The organism is Pseudomonas sp. NPDC088429, assembly GCF_044753305.1.
Lineage (GTDB): Bacteria > Pseudomonadota > Gammaproteobacteria > Pseudomonadales > Pseudomonadaceae > Aquipseudomonas > Aquipseudomonas rustica.
Map to the genome: position 1 here is coordinate 20,499 of NZ_JBIVMX010000031.1, position 16,505 is coordinate 37,003.

Genomic DNA, 16,505 nt, shown 5'->3' on the forward strand with positions numbered 1-16,505 from the left:
TTACGCTCAGAGTAATGGTCAAAAGCCCCTCACCCTAGCCCTCTCCCGGAGGGAGAGGGAACTGATTGGGGGATATTTTAGAAGTACGCCGACCTGATTTTGCTGTGTTGAATCCATAATCGACTCGGATTGTCAGGTCGATGTATGACGCCAGACACCTCGGTCGGCCCCCTCTCCCTCCGGGAGAGGGCTGGGGTGAGGGTCAGGCCGTTAAACCAGATCTGCCTCAACCAACAGTCGCTCCAACCCCAACAAATCCGGCACCTTCGCCACTTGTTCCCCCACCTGCACCGCCGCCTGCTCCAGCGCACACAACGGCACGTCGACATAGCTCAACTGGCTATCAAGCTTGTACGACCGCGGAATCCCCTGCACCAGCAGCGCAATGAACTTCAACTCCGGCAACCCACCGAGCGCATTCAAGATCACGATCCGAGCGCGCTCGCCAATCACAATTTTCTGCCCACACGCCGATTCAAAACTCAGCAACGGAATCCGCCGTTCACGCCACGTGACCCTGCCGAGATACCACGGCGGCGTATCCAGATCGAAGGCACTGGCCTGATAGTCGATCAGCTCAGCCACGGCGACGTTGGGCAGGATCAAATTGCGATCCGCCAACGGCAACAGCAGCCCGGTCAGTTGGCTACTGCGCTGATTGTGCCGGCGCTCATGCATGTTTCTTGCTCCATTGGGCAATGCTTTCGAGCAGCACCGATTCCTGGTACGGCTTGCCGAGGTAGTCGTTGACGCCGATGGCCATCGCACGATCACGGTGTTTCTGCCCGGTGCGCGAGGTGATCATGATGATCGGCAGGTGTTGCAGACGTTCGTCGTTGCGCACCTGGGTGGCGACTTCAAAGCCGTCCATGCGCGGCATTTCGATGTCGAGTAGCATCAGGTCGGGCATGTGTTCTTCGAGCAGTAGCATGGCGTCGACACCGTCCTTGGCGGTCAACACGTTCATGCCGTGGCGTTCGAGCAAACGGCTGGTGACCTTGCGCACGGTGACCGAGTCGTCGACCACCATCACCAGCAGCGGCTTGTGCGGTTCGCTGTCGATCTCCGGCAGCGTCGGCGTCTGCGCAACCCGCGCTTGCATCGCCCGAATCGGTGCGAGCAAATCGAGAATCAGCACCACCCGGCCATCACCGAGAATCGTCGCCCCGGACACACCCTGCACCGCCGCGAATTGCGCACCGAGGCTCTTGACCACGATCTCGCGAGTGCCGGCCATGGTGTCGACCTGCACGGCGATGCGCCGGTCGTTGTAGTGCACCAGCAGCACCGGCAATGGCAGGTTCTGCCCGAGCAGTTTCGGCCGTGGCGCAGTTTTCAGCAGTTCGCCGAGGTAGCACAGTTCATAGGTCTGGCCGCCGTATTGATAGCGCGGCGGATCCTGACGGAAGTGCCCTTCGAGATCATTCGGCAACACGCGAACAATGCCTTCGATGGTGTTCAGCGGAATCGCGTATTGATCCTCGCCACACTGCACCATCAACGCGCGGTTGACCGACACGGTGAAGGGCAGACGAATGCGGAAATGCACGCCCTGCCCCGGCACCGAGTCGATGCTCATGGTGCCGCCGAGTTGCCGCACTTCTTCGTGCACCACGTCCATGCCGACGCCACGCCCGGAAATCTGCGTAATTTTTTCCGCTGTGGAAAAGCCCGGCTGAAGGATGAACTGCAACACATCGCGGTCGCTGATCTCGGCATTCGGCGCGAGCAAACCACGCTTGATCGCCTTGTTGCGCACCGCTTCCAGTGGCACACCGGCGCCGTCATCGCGGATGTCGAAAACGATGTCGCCGCCCTCGCGAGACAGGTCGAGGCTGATCTGCCCTTGCGCCGGTTTACCCGCCGCCAGCCGCACTTCGGCGGACTCCAGACCATGATCGACGGCGTTGCGCAGCATGTGTTCCAGCGGCGCGGCCATGCGTTCGAGCACGTTGCGATCCATCTCGCCTTCGGCGTTGCCGACGACAAACGCGACGTCTTTGTTCAGCTCTTCGGCGACCTGACGGACGATGCGTTTCAGGCGCGGCAACATGCGCTCGAACGGCACCATGCGCGTGCGCATCAGGCCTTCCTGCAACTCGGTGTTGATACGGCCCTGTTGCTGCAACAAGTTCTCGGCGTCGTGGTTGCGGCGGTCGAGGGTTTCTTTCAGATCGAGCAAGTCAGAGGCCGATTCAAACAACGCCCGCGACAGTTGCTGCAACTGCGAATGGCGATCCATTTCCAGCGGATCGAATTCTTCGTAACCGAGGCGTTCGGCATCTGCTTGCTGGCGACTGAGAATCCGTCCCTGGGTTTCGGTGTCGAGACGGCGCAACTGATCGCGCATCCGTTCGATGGTGGTTTCCATCTCGTTCAGGGCAATCTGTGCGTCGTTGACTTGCTGCTCGATACGGCCCCGGAAGATCGAGGTTTCCCCGGCCAGATTGACCAGTTCATCAAGCAGTTCGGCGGAGACCTTGACCATGTCCGCGCCAACGTCGGCCGCCGGCGGTGCGGCCTCGGTTTTAGCTGCAACCGGCAGCAGCACCGGCGGCGTTTCAATGGTCGCCGGATGACTGAAATTCTGGATCGCATTGATCAGCCGATCGGCCGGCGGGCACGGTTGCCCGGCACGCACCGCATCGAGCATCTGCGCCAGTCGGTCATGCCCGCGCTGCACCAGCGCAAACAGTTCGGTCGAGGCTTGCAGCGAACCGGCCGACAGACTTTCGTAAAGGTATTCCAGCTCATGGGCGAGGTCGCCGATCGGGCCGATCTCGACCATCCGCGCGCCACCCTTGAGGGTGTGCAGATCGCGCAGCAGGGTTTCGATTTCCTGACGATTGCCCGGCTCGGCCTGCCAGCGCAGCAGCGCGGCGCCGGAGTTTTCAATGATGTCGAAACCTTCTTCGAGGAAGATCTCCAGCAGCTCCGGATCGTGACTGGCGCTGTCATGATCGGCGGTGGCTGGCGGCGTTTCGGCGATGCCTGGCCCCTGCCGCACTTGGCGGATCGCTTCAATCAGATCGTGCGCCGGCGTCAGTGGCTGATGGTTTTGCAACTGATCAAGCAACAGCGCCAAGCGGTCGTGACTCTTGAGCAGCAAGCGGCCCAGGGTTTCGCTGTAGTTGTAGCGACGATCGACCAGGCCTTCGTAGAGGCTTTCCAGCTCCTGAGCCAGATCGCCGATGGCCTCGACTTCAGCCATGCGCGCGCCGCCCTTGAGCGTGTGCAAATCGCGCTGCAAGGATGACAACGGCGCGCTGTTGTCCGGATCACTCAGCCAGCGCTGCAAGGCCTGGCCGGCGCTGTCGAGAATGTCCACGGCCTCTTCGAGGAAGATCTCGACGATCTCGTCGTCCGCTTCAAAAGCGCTGGCCGTTTGTTGCAGTTCGGCGGTGGCGCTGCCCAGTTCGCGGATGCTCAGGGTGCGGCTGCCGTCGCTGCGAATCAGGCCCATCGACGACGGGTCGAGGCTTTCATCGAGCAGATCATGCAACGCGCGGATTCGCTCAGGCTGCGGGGTGACTTCCTGGCCGGCAGCCAGTTCGTCGAGCATGTTGATCAGCGCTTCGTGGGCATTTTGCGCTTCGTGAAAAAACCGCTCGCTGACCGCCAGACTGCTTTCTTCGACGGCGCCGTAAAGATCGAGCAAAGCCTCGCACAACACATCGACCGGCAGCAGATCGGCGAGGTGCGCGCCCTCGCCCAGCGTGGTCAATTCATCGAGCAGCGCGCTGAGTTCCTGACGCTCGCCGGGGTGCTGCTGCCAGCGCTGCAACAGGCTTTCGGCGTCGAGGAGGATGTCCATGCCTTGGGCGAGAAAGTTGTTGATCAGTTGCGGGTCGCGCTTGATCCGCAGGCCGGTGTTCGGCGCATCGAGGATCGACGCCAGCCGCTCGGCCAGCAGTTCATCGGTGCGCTTGATCAGCGACTGCGCGCCGACAATCGGCGCCAGCGGATCGTGTTTGAGCTGACGCAAACCGACGCGAAACAAGCCCTCGGCTTCAAGGAGCAATTCCACTTCGTCGAGATCCAGCGGCAACTGGTGCGCCTTGAATTCGCGGGCCAGTTGATCGAGCGGCGCGGCCAGTTCGGCAATCGGCAACACGCCGGCCATCGACGCGCTGCCCTTGAGCGTGTGCAGGGCGCGCTGCAATTCGTCGCTGGCTTGCAACGGCACATGCTCGGCGGCTTGATCGAGGAAACGGTTGAGGCTGGCGAGGTGGGTTTCCGCTTCGTTGCGGAAGATCTCCAGCAACAGTGGATCAAGCGCCGCGACATCGTCGACGTCTTCAGCGGCCATCGGCTCGTCACCCTTGGCCAAGGCGTGCGCGCGGGCGGCGAGTTGATCGACATCGCTGCGCTGACGCTGGCGGTTGATGGCGAATTCGCTGATCAGTTCCGGCAGCAACAGCACCGTGTCGGTCAGCAGTTGCTGCACCACGGAGCCGGGTTCGACGCTTTGTTCGAGCACGCGATTGAGCAGGTTTTCCACCGACCAGGCCAGTTCACCGAGGATCAACGCGCGCACCATACGCCCGCTGCCCTTCAAGGTGTGGAAGGCGCGGCGCAGTTCAGTCAGCGCATCGCGATCCTGCGGATTGGCAGCCCAGCGCGGCAGGTATTCGTGGAGGACTTCGAGGACTTCATCGGTCTCTTCGAGGAACACTTCGCGCAGCTCATCATCGACCGGTTCTTCATCGGCCGGCGGCGGCATCAGGCTGCCGGGAGTGATCAGCGCCGGAGGGTTTAGCGCCGACACCGGGCTGGCCAAAACATCGGCCAGCGACTGCACGATGTCCGGATCGTCAAGCGCCTGCATGTCCTGCATCACCAACGCTTCGCTAGGGCTGAGCACATCCTCGAGCACGGGAACATGCGGCTCATTTGGAAAGAACCCCAGGCTGGCGAGGGATTTCTGCGCGACATCCAGCAGTTGTTCGCCCGGTGCCTGCGGGTCGTCGCTCAAGCGTTCAAGGTAATACTCAAGGCTGCTGATGACATCGGCCAGATGATCCAATTGCTCCCAACCCGGTTCGTGCGGATCGAGCAACAAATGTTCGCGGATAAAACCGTTGCAGGCCTCGATCAGACTCGCCGCGCGGTTCAGCGGAATCATCGCCAGTGCACCGCGCACTTGAGTCAGCAGCGCCGGCAACGGTTGCAGGTGCTGGCGATCCCAATCGGCGTCGATGTAGTCGACGATCATGTCCTTGGCCTGTTGCAGGCAGATGCGCGCTTCCTTGATGACGATCTGATGGATCTGCGTCAGGTCGGTGGTCGGCAGGCGCGCGTCTTCCGGGCTTTCCGGCTCGACGGTGCCGACCATCCCGGCCAGCGTCGCCTCGACGTAGAGCAAGGCGCCGGCGACGTCCATCAGGATCGCGTCGTTCGGTTCGCGCTGGCCCTGGGCAAGGCTGAGCACCACCGCCAATTGATCGATGATGACTTTGCGCGGCTGACCGAATCCGAGCACGGCGAGGGTGTCGGCGATTTGTCGCAGCGGCGCGAGCAGGCTTTCCAGATCCGAAGTGTGCTGGCGGTCGCTGCGCACGAACAGGTCGAGGCGCTCCTTGACTCGCACCAGCTCTTCGCACAATGCCGCCAACACCGAGCGCATCGCATCGCGGTCAGGACCAGCGAGGCGCGCGCGTTCTTCATCGACCATCGCGCTGTCGGGCAGCGCGTCGTCCAGGGAGTAGCGATCTTTCATGGTCAGCATCTGCCCGGTGGGATGTTCGGCTTTGGCAATATAGAACAACAGGCTTTTCAGCAGCTCCGGCGGTGGCGGCTGGTTGAGGCCGGCCATGCCTTGATCGAGCAGACGCTTTAGCTCTTTGTCGGCGTCCTTGAACAGGCTGCGCAGCGCCGGGCTGTTGGCGATCACGCCTTCGCGCATGCCTTCGACCAGCGCCGAGGCGACTTGCCACAACGGACTCAGCGGTGTGTCGCCGCTTAACGCTTCGAGGCGGGTGAAGACTTTCACCAGATAACCGAGGTGGGTCTGGTCGTCCTGTTCACGCAGCAAACCGACCAGGGCCATTTGCAGTGTCTGCCGGAGTTTGCGCAGCACGTTCGGCAACTCTGGCGGTTCCAGCAGCGCCAAGGCCTCTGCGCTCAGCGGCGGCAGCTCGGGCAGTTGCGGGCTGAACAGGCTGGTTTCTGATAACAGGCTTTCGCCACGGGCGCTGCGCAGATCGTTGATCAGCGGCAGCACCACCAGCGGTAAATCACGCCGGGCGCTTTGCACGCGGTCGAGGTAGATCGGCAATTGCCCGAGCGCTTGCAGCAACAGATGCAGCGCTTCGTCGCGATCGCTGACGCGCTCTTGCTGCAGGGCTTCGACCAGATGTTCCATCTCTTCGGCGAGCAAAGCTGCGCCGTAGAATTCGACCATCTGCAGGCTGCCGTGCACCTGATGGATGTAATCCAGGCACTCGTCCAGCCCCGGAAAAGCCTGCGGGTCATCGAGCACGGCTTCAATCGCCTGATGCGCCTGTTTCAGCGTTTCGGCAATTTCGCCTTTGACCCATTCGAGGGCCACATAGTCGTGCCGATCACCCATAACCACTCCACTCACGCTTTGTCTTTCGCCGCCGGCAAGGTGAATCCGGACACCGAGCGCCGCAGCTGGCTGGCCATTTTCGTCAGGTTGCCGATGCTCTCAGCGGTAGCGGTGGAGCCGGACGAGGTCTGCGAGGTGATCTGCTGGATCACATTCATCGTCAGGGAAATCTGCCCGGCCGACGTCGTCTGCTGCTGCGCCGCGTTGGAGATGCTTTGAATCAGCGCCGCGAGGGTTTTCGACACGCCTTCGATTTCTTCCAGGGCCACACCGGCATCCTGCGCCAGTCGCGCGCCGCGCACCACTTCGGTGGTGGTTTGCTCCATGGAAATAACGGCTTCATTGGTGTCGGTCTGAATCGCCCGCACCAGGGTTTCGATCTGCCGAGTGGCGGCGGACGAACGCTCGGCCAACCGTTGCACTTCGTCGGCAACCACAGCAAAACCGCGCCCGGCATCACCGGCCATCGACGCCTGAATCGCCGCGTTGAGGGCGAGGATGTTGGTCTGATCCGCGATGTCATCGATCAGGCTGACGATATCGCCGATTTCCTGCGACGACTCGCCGAGACGCTTGATGCGCTTGGCGGTGTCCTGAATCTGTTCGCGAATGTTGTCCATGCCGTGGATGGTGTTGTGCACCACCTCGTTGCCTTTGTTGGCGATCTCCACGGAACGCTCGGCTACCGCCGAAGACTCGGCGGCGTTGGCCGAGACCTGATCGATGGATTCGGCCATGTCGCTGATCGCCGTCGAGGCTTCGGAAATCTGCTGGGCCTGATGTTCCGAAGCCTGCGCCAGGTGCATGGCGGTGGCCTGGGTTTCCTGCACGGCGGCGGCGACCTGGCCGGCGGTGAGGTTGATGGTGGCGACCAGATCGCGCAGTTGGTCGACGGAATAATTGATCGAGTCGGCGATGGTGCCGGTGAAGTCTTCGGTCACCGAGGCGGTCACGGTGAGGTCGCCGTCGGCAAGGTCTTCGATTTCGTCGAGCAGGCGCATGATCGCGTTCTGGTTGCGCTCGTTCTTCTCGGCGGTTTCGCGCAGTTGCCGGTTGGTTTCGCGCACCATGACCATGCCGATCAGGATGATCGAGGCCAGTGCCAGCAAACCGAGGACGTAGCCGCCGATGGTGTCGGTGTTGCGCCCGCCCGCGAGGTTTTCAAAACCGGTGGCCAGGTGCGAGGCTTCGTCGAGCAGGGTTTGCGAGAGGCTGAAGATATTGCTCGCCGATTCGCGAACCTTGAACAGCTCGGGCGAGGTTTCGAGGATTTCATCGACGGAACCGGAGACGAACTGGAACAGCTCGGAGATTTCGCTCAAACGCGCGCGCGCGTCACGGTCTTCGACCTGAGTGATTTTCAGCGTCGGGTTGCCTTGCAGCATGCCATTGAGCACTTGGCCGAAACGGGTAGCGTCGCGGCCAAAGGCATCGGCGGCTTGCTGCGAGTTTTCGTCACCGGCGAGCACGGTGTTGACCGCGCCAAGGATGCGCTCGGCCAGCAACGACTGACGTTGGGCCATCGCTACTTGTGCAGCCGGGGCACCACGCTGGAGGAGGATTTCGACGACTTTTTCGTATTCGATCTGCAACTGCGGCACGGTTTCAGCGAGGGTAGCGGCGACTTGATGCAGCGACAGCACGGTCTGTTCGCTGGAGAGAATCGCGTCGGTGTTTTTCAGCAGGCGTTCCCAGTCCAGCTGCACGGCGCGCATTTCCGGGCGCACGGTGGCGGGGGCTGGCGGCAGGCCGGTGACCGGGTCGCCCTTCTTCAGGTAACCCCAGCGCAGGGCGAAATCGTTGCGCGCATCGCTGAGCAACTTGAACGCCGCAGCTTTGCCGGCGGCGGCTTCGGTGGCGTTTTTGGCGATGCGTTGCGAGAGCACGCGCAGCTCACCGGCGTGGCCGATGTACTGTTTGTCGTAGTTCGCCTGGGTGTTGAGGTAAGCGAAGTTGGCGAACAGCAGCATGATGAACACGATCAGTGCGATGAACAGCACGATGATCTGCGAGCGACTGCGCGATCCTTCCGCCGGCTTGCCTGTTTTTGCTTTTATCATCGGTCCTCGCCTTGGGAACGGTTCACTTACCCTGTAGGAGCTGAGCTTGCTCGCGAAAGCGGTGGGTCAGCCAACATTGATTGCACCTGACACGCCCTCTTCGCGAGCAAGCTCGGCTCCTACAAGGGACGGTGTTGAATCTGTTATATCGCGACGCTCATGAACACCGGGGATTTCGCCAGCGCGAACAGGCTGAACACCCGCCAGTTCTGCTCGCGCCGAAAATAGCCTTTGACGAACTCGGCCTTGGAGCCCTGGCGCTTGCTGATCGAAATCGGTTCGAAGCTGTCCTGTTCAAAGTGCTGCAAGCCAATAACCTCATCGACCATCAGCCCGGCAAACACGTCCCCATGCTCCACCACCAACACCCGCCGCTGTTTGCGCAGCGGCGACAGTTCATGCCCGAAGAAACCACACAAATCCATGATCGGCAGTAGCCGCCCGCGCAGATTAGCCACGCCTTTGACCCACGGCTTGACCCCGGGCAACTGGGTGAAGCGCGGTTCGTGCAGCACTTCGCTGACTTCGCCCATCGGCGCCACATACCAGTGTTCGCCGAGGCGAAAGCCGATGCCGCTCCAGCGATCCTGGCGCGCCGGTTGCGACGGCAAGTCCGCCGCCAGCAAGCGGCAGCGCTGGTCGATCTGCCAGAGCAGTTCGAACGCGGTCAGCGATTCGCTCATGGTTGCGCGATCAGCCTTTGAGTACGTTGTTCAGGGTCTTGATCAGGGTGTCTTCGTCGACCGGTTTGGTCAGGTAGTCCTTGGCGCCCTGACGGGTGCCCCAGACCTTGTCGGTTTCCTGATCCTTGGTGGTGATAATGATCACCGGGATGTGCGTGGTGTCGGCATCCTTGGTCAACTGGCGGGTTGCCTGAAAACCGTTGAGGCCGGGCATGACGATGTCCATCAGTACCGCGTCAGGTTTTTCCTGCCGGGCCAGGGCCACGCCGTCCGCGCCGTTTTCGGCCTTCAACACTTCATGGCCGTGCTTTTCCAGCATGCCGGTGAGTTTGTACATTTCAGTCGGCGAATCATCGACGATCAGGATACGTGCCATGGTTTTCCCCATTTTTCTTGTCGACGCCCGGCCCGCTGACCGCGCGTCTCTGTACGTGTCTTACTGCGGCAAAACGGCGGCAAAGCCCGGAACATGGGCCTGAATCGCGTTGAGCAGTTCTTCCTTGCTGAAAGGCTTGGTCAAAAATTGATCAGAACCGACAATCCGCCCCTTGGCCTTGTCGAACAGCCCGTCGCGCGATGACAACATGATCACCGGTGTCGCCTTGAACGCGCTGTTGTTCTTGATTAAAGCGCAGGTCTGATAACCATCCAGACGCGGCATCATGATGTCGACAAAAATGATCCCGGGGTGGTTATCGGCGATCTTGGCCAGGGCGTCGAAACCGTCGATCGCCGTGATCACTTCGCAACCGACATTCTTCAACAATGTTTCGGCGGTGCGACGAATCGTTTTCGAGTCGTCGATCACCATGACCTTCAAGGCGCTGGACTGCTGTTCCATAAGAGGGCTCTACCGTCGCCTTTGCGAATCAAATTGTCCGTTTTGCTATGAGTAATGGCCGGAAACCCTTGATGCTTAAGGGCCAGCACGATATGCCAGCCTTTTTAGCACAGTCTCCAGATCCAATCTATCGACGGGTTTTCCCTTGACCGAAAACCCACCCGGCGCCACTCTGGCGGCACTTTTTCAATACCGATCCGGTAGCCAATTTTCGAGGAAAACCCAATGAGCGTTCGCGTCGGGATTGTCATGGACCCTATCGCCAGCATCTCCTATAAAAAGGATAGCTCGCTGGCCATGCTGCTGGCCGCGCAAAAGCGTGGCTGGGAACTGTTCTATATGGAACAGCGCGACCTGTATCAGGGCGAAGGTCAGGCGCGGGCGCGCATGAAGCCGCTGAAAGTCTTCGCCAACCCGGAAAAATGGTTCGAACTGGACGCCGAGCAGGACAACCTGCTGAGCGATCTGGACGTGATCCTGATGCGCAAGGATCCGCCGTTCGACATGGAGTTCGTTTACTCCACCTACCTGCTCGAACAGGCCGAAACCGCCGGCGTACTGGTGGTGAACAAGCCGCAGAGCCTGCGCGACTGCAATGAAAAGCTGTTTGCCACGCTATTCCCGCAGTGCACGCCGCCAACCATCGTCAGCCGCCGTGCCGATGTGCTGCGCGAATTTGCCGCCAAACATGGCGACGTGATCCTCAAGCCGCTGGACGGCATGGGCGGCACTTCAATCTTCCGTCACCGCGCGGGCGACCCGAACCTGTCGGTGATTCTGGAAACCCTGACCGCCCTCGGTGGCCAGCAGATCATGGGCCAGGCCTACCTGCCAGCGATCAAGGACGGCGACAAACGCATCCTGATGATCGACGGCGAGCCGGTGGATTACTGCCTGGCACGCATTCCGGCGCAGGGCGAAACCCGTGGCAACCTCGCCGCCGGTGGCCGTGGCGAAGCGCGTCCGCTGACCGAGAAAGATCGCTGGATCGCCGCCCAAGTCGGCCCGACCCTGCGTGAGAAGGGCCTGCTGTTCGTCGGTCTCGACGTGATCGGCGAGAGCCTCACCGAAATCAACGTGACCAGCCCGACCTGCATCCGTGAAATCGACAATGCGTTTGGCACTGATATCGGCGGCATGCTCATGGATGCCATCGAAAGCAAGCTGCAAGCCTCTAGCCGTAAGCCGCAAGCCTGACGGCCAGCTACAAGCCGCAAGCCATGAGCTACAAGCTTTTACTTGCAGCTTGCCGCTCGAAACTTGCAGCTGCCCTTATGTCGCTTGCCGCTTGAAGCTTGCAGCTAAAAACCAACATTGCGTTATCATGCCGAGCCCGTAAAAACGCGATGTTGGTTTTTCTGTCATGACCCTCCCGTCCGATCTGCCCGCTGAACTCGCCCATCGTGGCGTGCGCCCGGCCGATCGCCTCGGTTTTACCCTATTCCTTGCGGCGCTGATTCATTTGGCGTTGCTGCTTGGCGTCGGCTTCACGATGGTCGAGCCCAAGCAAATCAGCAAAACCCTGGAAATTACCCTCGCCACTTTCAAGAGCGATAAGAAGCCGGAGAAGGCGGATTTTCTCGCTCAGGAAAATCAGGAAGGCAGCGGCACGCTGGACAAGAAGGCGATCCCGAAAACCACTGAAGTGGCGCCGTTCCAGGACAATCAGGTCAAAAAAGTCACGCCGCCACCGGCCGCCAAGCCGGAAGTGCAGGAAGCCGCGCCCAAAGCAGCGGTGACCACGGTGGCACCGAAGCCGAAAAAGGCACCGACCAAGAAAGAAGAAACCAAGACTGAAGTGAAACCGTCGGTCGACGCGCCGACGTTCGACAGTTCGCAGCTGTCCAGCGACATCGCCAGCCTTGAAGCCGAACTGGCCAAAGAACAACAGCTGTACGCCAAACGCCCGCGCATTCATCGCTTGAGCGCTGCGTCGACCATGCGCGACAAGGGCGCCTGGTACAAAGACGAATGGCGCAAGAAGGTCGAGCGCATCGGTAACCTGAATTATCCCGACGAAGCGCGGCGCAAGCAGATCTACGGCAATTTGCGCCTGATGGTTTCGATCAACCGCGACGGCTCGCTGTATGAAGTGTTGGTGCTGGAATCGTCTGGCCAGCCGCTGCTGGACCAAGCGGCGCAGCGCATCGTCCGGTTAGCGGCGCCGTTTGCACCGTTTACCGGCGACCTGTCGGACATCGACCGCCTGGAAATCATCCGCACCTGGAAATTCGCCCGCGGCGACCGCTTGTCCAGCAATTAGGGGCAAGATCAAAAGATCGCAGCCTTCGGCAGCTCCTACAGTTTGGCCTGTGCTCCCCTGTAGGAGCTGCCGAAGGCTGCGATCTTTTGGCGGCTTCAGCTTGTCAGTTTGCCCCCCGAACGCCACACTAGCGCACATGAAAAACGTCAGCCCCAGCTACCTCAAGCATCACTTCCTGATCGCCATGCCTCACATGGCCGACCCGAACTTTGCCCATACCTTGACCTACATCGTCGAGCACACGGCCAATGGCGCGATGGGGATTGTGGTCAATCGACCGCAAGAGCTGAATCTGGCCGACATTCTCGAGCAACTGCGCCCGGACATCGACCCGCCAGCACTCTGCCAGCACGTGCCGATCTTCATCGGCGGGCCGGTACAGACTGATCGCGGTTTTGTCCTGCACCCGGCCGGCAAAACCTTCCAGGCCACCGCACAGCTGGACGGCGACCTGTCGCTGTCGACCTCGCAAGACGTGCTGTTCGCCATCGCGGACGGCGTCGGCCCGGCGAAAAGCCTGATCGCCCTCGGCTATGCGGGTTGGGAAGCCGGGCAACTGGAAGCGGAAATGGCCGACAACGCCTGGCTGACCTGCCCGTACGACGCCGACATCCTCTTCAACACCAGCAGCGAACTGCGCCTCGAAGCGGCAGCCAAGCACTTGGGGATCAACCTCAGCCTGCTGACCAGCCAGGCAGGTCACGCCTGATGGCGCTGCGTCTGATTCTCGGCTTTGACTACGGCACCAAACAGATCGGCGTTGCCGTCGGTCAGGTAATCACTGGCCAAGCCCGCGAGCTGTGCACCTTGAAGGCACAGAACGGCGTTCCCGACTGGAACCAGGTCGAAGCGCTTATAAAAGAATGGAAACCCGACGCCGTGGTCGTCGGCCTGCCGCTGAACATGGACGGCACGCCGAGTGACATGTGCGTACGCGCCGAGAAATTCGCCCGCCGCCTCAATGGCCGCTTCAATGTGCCCTTCTATACCCACGACGAACGCCTGACCACCTTCGAGGCCAAAGGCGAGCGACTGGCCCGTGGCGGCCAAAAAGGCAGTTACCGCGACAACCCGGTGGACGCCATCGCTGCCGCGCTGCTGTTGCAGGGCTGGCTTGATGAAAACACTGCATTATTTGAATCCTGACAAGCGCTTCGGCGCTTTTCTTTTGAGTGAAAAACCGAGTCGTGTCCAAGGATCCGACTCGCCCCCAACAAGGAGCAACCATGAGCCTGCCAAATCCCGCCGATCTGATCAGTCAGATGGCGACCCGCCTCAAGGCGCACCTTGCCCAGCGTGACATCACTGAACCGCGCTACATCGGCATCCGCACCGGCGGCATCTGGGTCGCGCAGGCCTTGCTCAAGGAACTGGGCAGCGACGCGCCACTGGGCACGCTCGACGTGTCCTTCTACCGCGACGACTTCAGCCAGAACGGCCTGCACCCACAAGTGCGCCCGTCCGCCCTGCCCTTCGAGATCGAAGGCCAGCATCTGGTGCTGATTGACGACGTCTTGATGAGCGGCCGCACCATCCGCGCCGCCATGAACGAATTGTTCGACTACGGCCGCCCGGCCAGCGTGACTCTGGTCTGCCTGCTGGACCTGGACGCCGGTGAGCTGCCGATCCGCCCGAATGTGGTCGGCGCGACCTTGGCGCTGGCCGCTCACGAACGGGTGAAGCTGTCCGGCCCCGAGCCGCTGACGCTCGAACTGCAAGACATGTCCCTTTAATCCGCCCTATTGAGAGTCCCCTTCGCGATGACGCCTCTAGATACCAAGCGCCCGCTGCAGCTCAATGATCAGGGCCAGCTGCGCCACTTCCTCTCGCTCGACGGCCTGAGCCGTGAGTTGCTGACGGAAATCCTCGACACTGCCGACTCGTTCCTCGAAGTCGGTGCCCGGGCGGTGAAGAAAGTCCCGTTGCTGCGCGGCAAGACCGTGTGCAACGTGTTCTTCGAAAACTCCACGCGCACCCGCACCACCTTCGAACTGGCGGCCCAGCGGCTGTCGGCGGACGTGATCACCCTGAACGTATCGACCTCGTCGGCGAGCAAGGGTGAAACGCTGCTCGACACCCTGCGCAACCTCGAAGCCATGGCCGCCGACATGTTCGTCGTGCGCCACGGTGATTCCGGCGCTGCGCACTTCATCGCCGAACACGTTTGCCCGCAAGTGGCGATCATCAACGGCGGCGACGGCCGTCACGCGCACCCGACGCAGGGCATGCTCGACATGCTCACCATTCGTCGGCACAAGGGCGGCTTTGAAAACCTCTCGGTGGCCATCGTCGGCGACATCCTGCACTCGCGGGTCGCACGCTCGAACATGCTCGCCCTGAAAACCCTCGGTTGCCCGGACATCCGCGTGATCGCGCCGAAAACCCTCCTGCCGATCGGCATCGAGCAATACGGCGTGAAGGTCTACACCGACATGACCGAAGGCCTGAAAGACGTCGACGTGGTGATCATGTTGCGCCTGCAGCGTGAGCGCATGACCGGCGGCCTGTTGCCGAGCGAAGGCGAGTTCTACCGTTTGTTCGGCCTGACCACAGCACGTCTGGCCGGGGCCAAACCCGATTGCATCGTCATGCACCCGGGGCCGATCAACCGTGGCGTGGAAATCGAGTCCGCAGTGGCCGACGGCCCGCACTCGGTGATCCTCAATCAGGTTACCTACGGCATCGCAATTCGTATGGCTGTGCTGTCCATGGCCATGAGCGGACAAACCGCGCAGCGTCAATTCGAGCAGGAGAACGCCCAGTGAAGCTCAGCATTCTCGGCGCACGCGTCATCGATCCAAGCAGCGGCCTGGATCAAGTCACCGACATTCACGTTGAAGCCTGCAAGATCGTCGCCCTCGGCGCCGCTCCAGCGGGTTTCACGGCAGTAGAAACCATCGACGCCCAAGGCCTTGTCGCCGCTCCGGGGTTGGTCGATCTGAACGTGGCCCTGCGCGAGCCGGGTTACAGCCGCAAAGGCTCGATCATCAGCGAAACCCGCGCCGCCGCTGCCGGTGGCGTGACCAGCCTGTGCTGCCCGCCGAAAACCAAACCGGTGCTCGACACCTCCGCCGTGGCCGAGCTGATCCTCGATCGCGCCCGCGAGGCCGGCAACACCAAGGTGTTCCCGATTGGCGCGCTGAGCAAAGGTCTGGACGGCGAGCAACTGGCTGAACTGGTGGCGCTGCGCGACGCTGGTTGTGTGGCGTTCGGCAACGGTCTGGAGAGCTTCCGCAATACCCGCACGCTGTGCCGGGCGCTGGAATATGCGGCGACGTTTGATCTGACGGTGATTTTCAACTCGCAGGATCATGATCTGGCCGAAGGTGGTTTGGCTCACGAAGGCGCGGTGGCCAGCTTTCTCGGTCTGCCGGGGATTCCGGAAACCGCTGAGACTGTGGCGCTGGCCCGCGATCTGCTGCTGGTCGAGCAATCCGGCGTGCGCGCGCACTTCAGCCAACTGACCAGCGCGCGCGGCGTTGCCCTGATTGCTCAGGCCCAGGCCCGTGGTTTGAAGGTGACGGCGGATGTCGCGTTGTATCAGCTGATTCTGACCGACGAAGCATTGATCGACTTCAGCAGCCTCTATCACGTGCAACCGCCGCTGCGTACCCGCGCTGACCGCGACGGTCTGCGTGAAGCGGTGAAATCCGGGGTGATCTCGGCGATTTCCAGCCATCACCAGCCACACGAACGTGACGCCAAACTGGCACCGTTCGGCGCGACCGAGCCGGGCATCAGCAGCGTTGAGTTGTTGCTGCCATTGGCGATGACGCTGGTGGAGGATGGTTTGCTCGATCTGCCGACCTTGCTCGCGCGTCTGAGTGCTGGCCCGGCTGAGGCGTTGCGCCTGCCGGCGGGCAAGCTGGCGGTGGGTGGGGCGGCGGATATCGTGCTGTTCGACCCGCAGGCATCGACGGTGGCCGGTGAGAACTGGCTGTCGAAGGGCGAGAACTGCCCGTTCCTGGGGCACAGTCTGCCGGGTGTGGTTCGCTATACGCTGGTGGATGGGCGGATTAGCCACCAGGCTTGATACCGAGTTGTCCCAATCGCGAGCAAGCTTTGCTCCTACAGAAGATCGGTTTCT

General features: G+C 61.4%; 13 protein-coding genes. 7 read left to right on the forward strand and 6 right to left on the reverse strand.

Annotated elements, in window-relative coordinates:
* Positions 1-210: 210 nt before the first annotated feature.
* The 6 genes from ACIP66_RS16730 to pilG form a co-directional block, all read right to left on the reverse strand.
* Positions 211-678 carry a chemotaxis protein CheW gene (locus ACIP66_RS16730; RefSeq protein ID WP_053124693.1) on the reverse strand — a complete coding sequence of 156 codons (468 nt, stop codon included), beginning with the start codon at positions 676-678 and terminating at the stop codon, positions 211-213.
* Positions 671-6,571, reverse strand: coding sequence for an Hpt domain-containing protein (locus tag ACIP66_RS16735; protein WP_400649240.1), 5,901 nt, complete (start codon positions 6,569-6,571; stop codon positions 671-673). Before ACIP66_RS16735 ends, ACIP66_RS16730 begins: the two co-directional genes overlap by 8 nt.
* 11 nt (positions 6,572-6,582) lie before the next feature.
* Complete coding sequence (locus tag ACIP66_RS16740) at positions 6,583-8,631, reverse strand: methyl-accepting chemotaxis protein (RefSeq protein ID WP_053124698.1); 2,049 nt, start codon at positions 8,629-8,631, stop codon at positions 6,583-6,585.
* 143 nt (positions 8,632-8,774) lie between these two features.
* Entirely contained in the window at positions 8,775-9,314 is a 540-nt protein-coding gene (locus ACIP66_RS16745; protein WP_007913675.1) for a chemotaxis protein CheW, read from the reverse strand.
* Positions 9,315-9,324: 10 nt separating this feature from the next.
* The gene (pilH, locus tag ACIP66_RS16750; RefSeq protein WP_053124759.1) at positions 9,325-9,690 is read right to left on the reverse strand and encodes a twitching motility response regulator PilH; all 366 of its coding nucleotides are present in this window, start codon (positions 9,688-9,690) and stop codon (positions 9,325-9,327) included.
* A gap of 60 nt (positions 9,691-9,750) precedes the next feature.
* Positions 9,751-10,155, reverse strand: a complete 405-nt coding sequence (pilG, locus tag ACIP66_RS16755; protein WP_007913673.1) for a twitching motility response regulator PilG — start codon at positions 10,153-10,155, stop codon at positions 9,751-9,753.
* Between the two features lie 225 nt (positions 10,156-10,380).
* Here pilG and gshB point away from each other — a divergent pair, with 225 nt between their 5' ends.
* The 7 genes from gshB to ACIP66_RS16790 all read left to right on the forward strand — a co-directional run bounded on the left by gshB (position 10,381) and on the right by ACIP66_RS16790 (position 16,451).
* Positions 10,381-11,352 (forward strand): glutathione synthase, encoded by a 972-nt coding sequence (gene gshB / locus ACIP66_RS16760; protein WP_212550152.1) that lies wholly within the window; start codon positions 10,381-10,383, stop codon positions 11,350-11,352.
* Between the two features lie 166 nt (positions 11,353-11,518).
* On the forward strand, positions 11,519-12,418 hold the full coding sequence (locus tag ACIP66_RS16765; RefSeq protein ID WP_400649243.1) for an energy transducer TonB: 900 nt from the start codon (positions 11,519-11,521) through the stop codon (positions 12,416-12,418).
* Between the two features lie 136 nt (positions 12,419-12,554).
* Positions 12,555-13,127, forward strand: coding sequence for a YqgE/AlgH family protein (locus tag ACIP66_RS16770; RefSeq protein WP_053124707.1), 573 nt, complete (start codon positions 12,555-12,557; stop codon positions 13,125-13,127).
* Positions 13,127-13,564, forward strand: a complete 438-nt coding sequence (ruvX, locus tag ACIP66_RS16775; RefSeq protein WP_034153652.1) for a Holliday junction resolvase RuvX — start codon at positions 13,127-13,129, stop codon at positions 13,562-13,564. The genes ACIP66_RS16770 and ruvX overlap by 1 nt, the downstream gene beginning before the upstream one ends.
* Positions 13,565-13,644: 80 nt before the next feature.
* Positions 13,645-14,151 carry a bifunctional pyr operon transcriptional regulator/uracil phosphoribosyltransferase PyrR gene (gene pyrR, locus ACIP66_RS16780; RefSeq protein ID WP_400649246.1) on the forward strand — a complete coding sequence of 169 codons (507 nt, stop codon included), beginning with the start codon at positions 13,645-13,647 and terminating at the stop codon, positions 14,149-14,151.
* A gap of 27 nt (positions 14,152-14,178) precedes the next feature.
* The gene (locus tag ACIP66_RS16785; RefSeq protein ID WP_400649248.1) at positions 14,179-15,183 is read left to right on the forward strand and encodes an aspartate carbamoyltransferase catalytic subunit; all 1,005 of its coding nucleotides are present in this window, start codon (positions 14,179-14,181) and stop codon (positions 15,181-15,183) included.
* Complete coding sequence (locus tag ACIP66_RS16790; RefSeq protein ID WP_400649250.1) at positions 15,180-16,451, forward strand: dihydroorotase; 1,272 nt, start codon at positions 15,180-15,182, stop codon at positions 16,449-16,451. Before ACIP66_RS16785 ends, ACIP66_RS16790 begins: the two co-directional genes overlap by 4 nt.
* Positions 16,452-16,505: the final 54 nt, after the last annotated feature.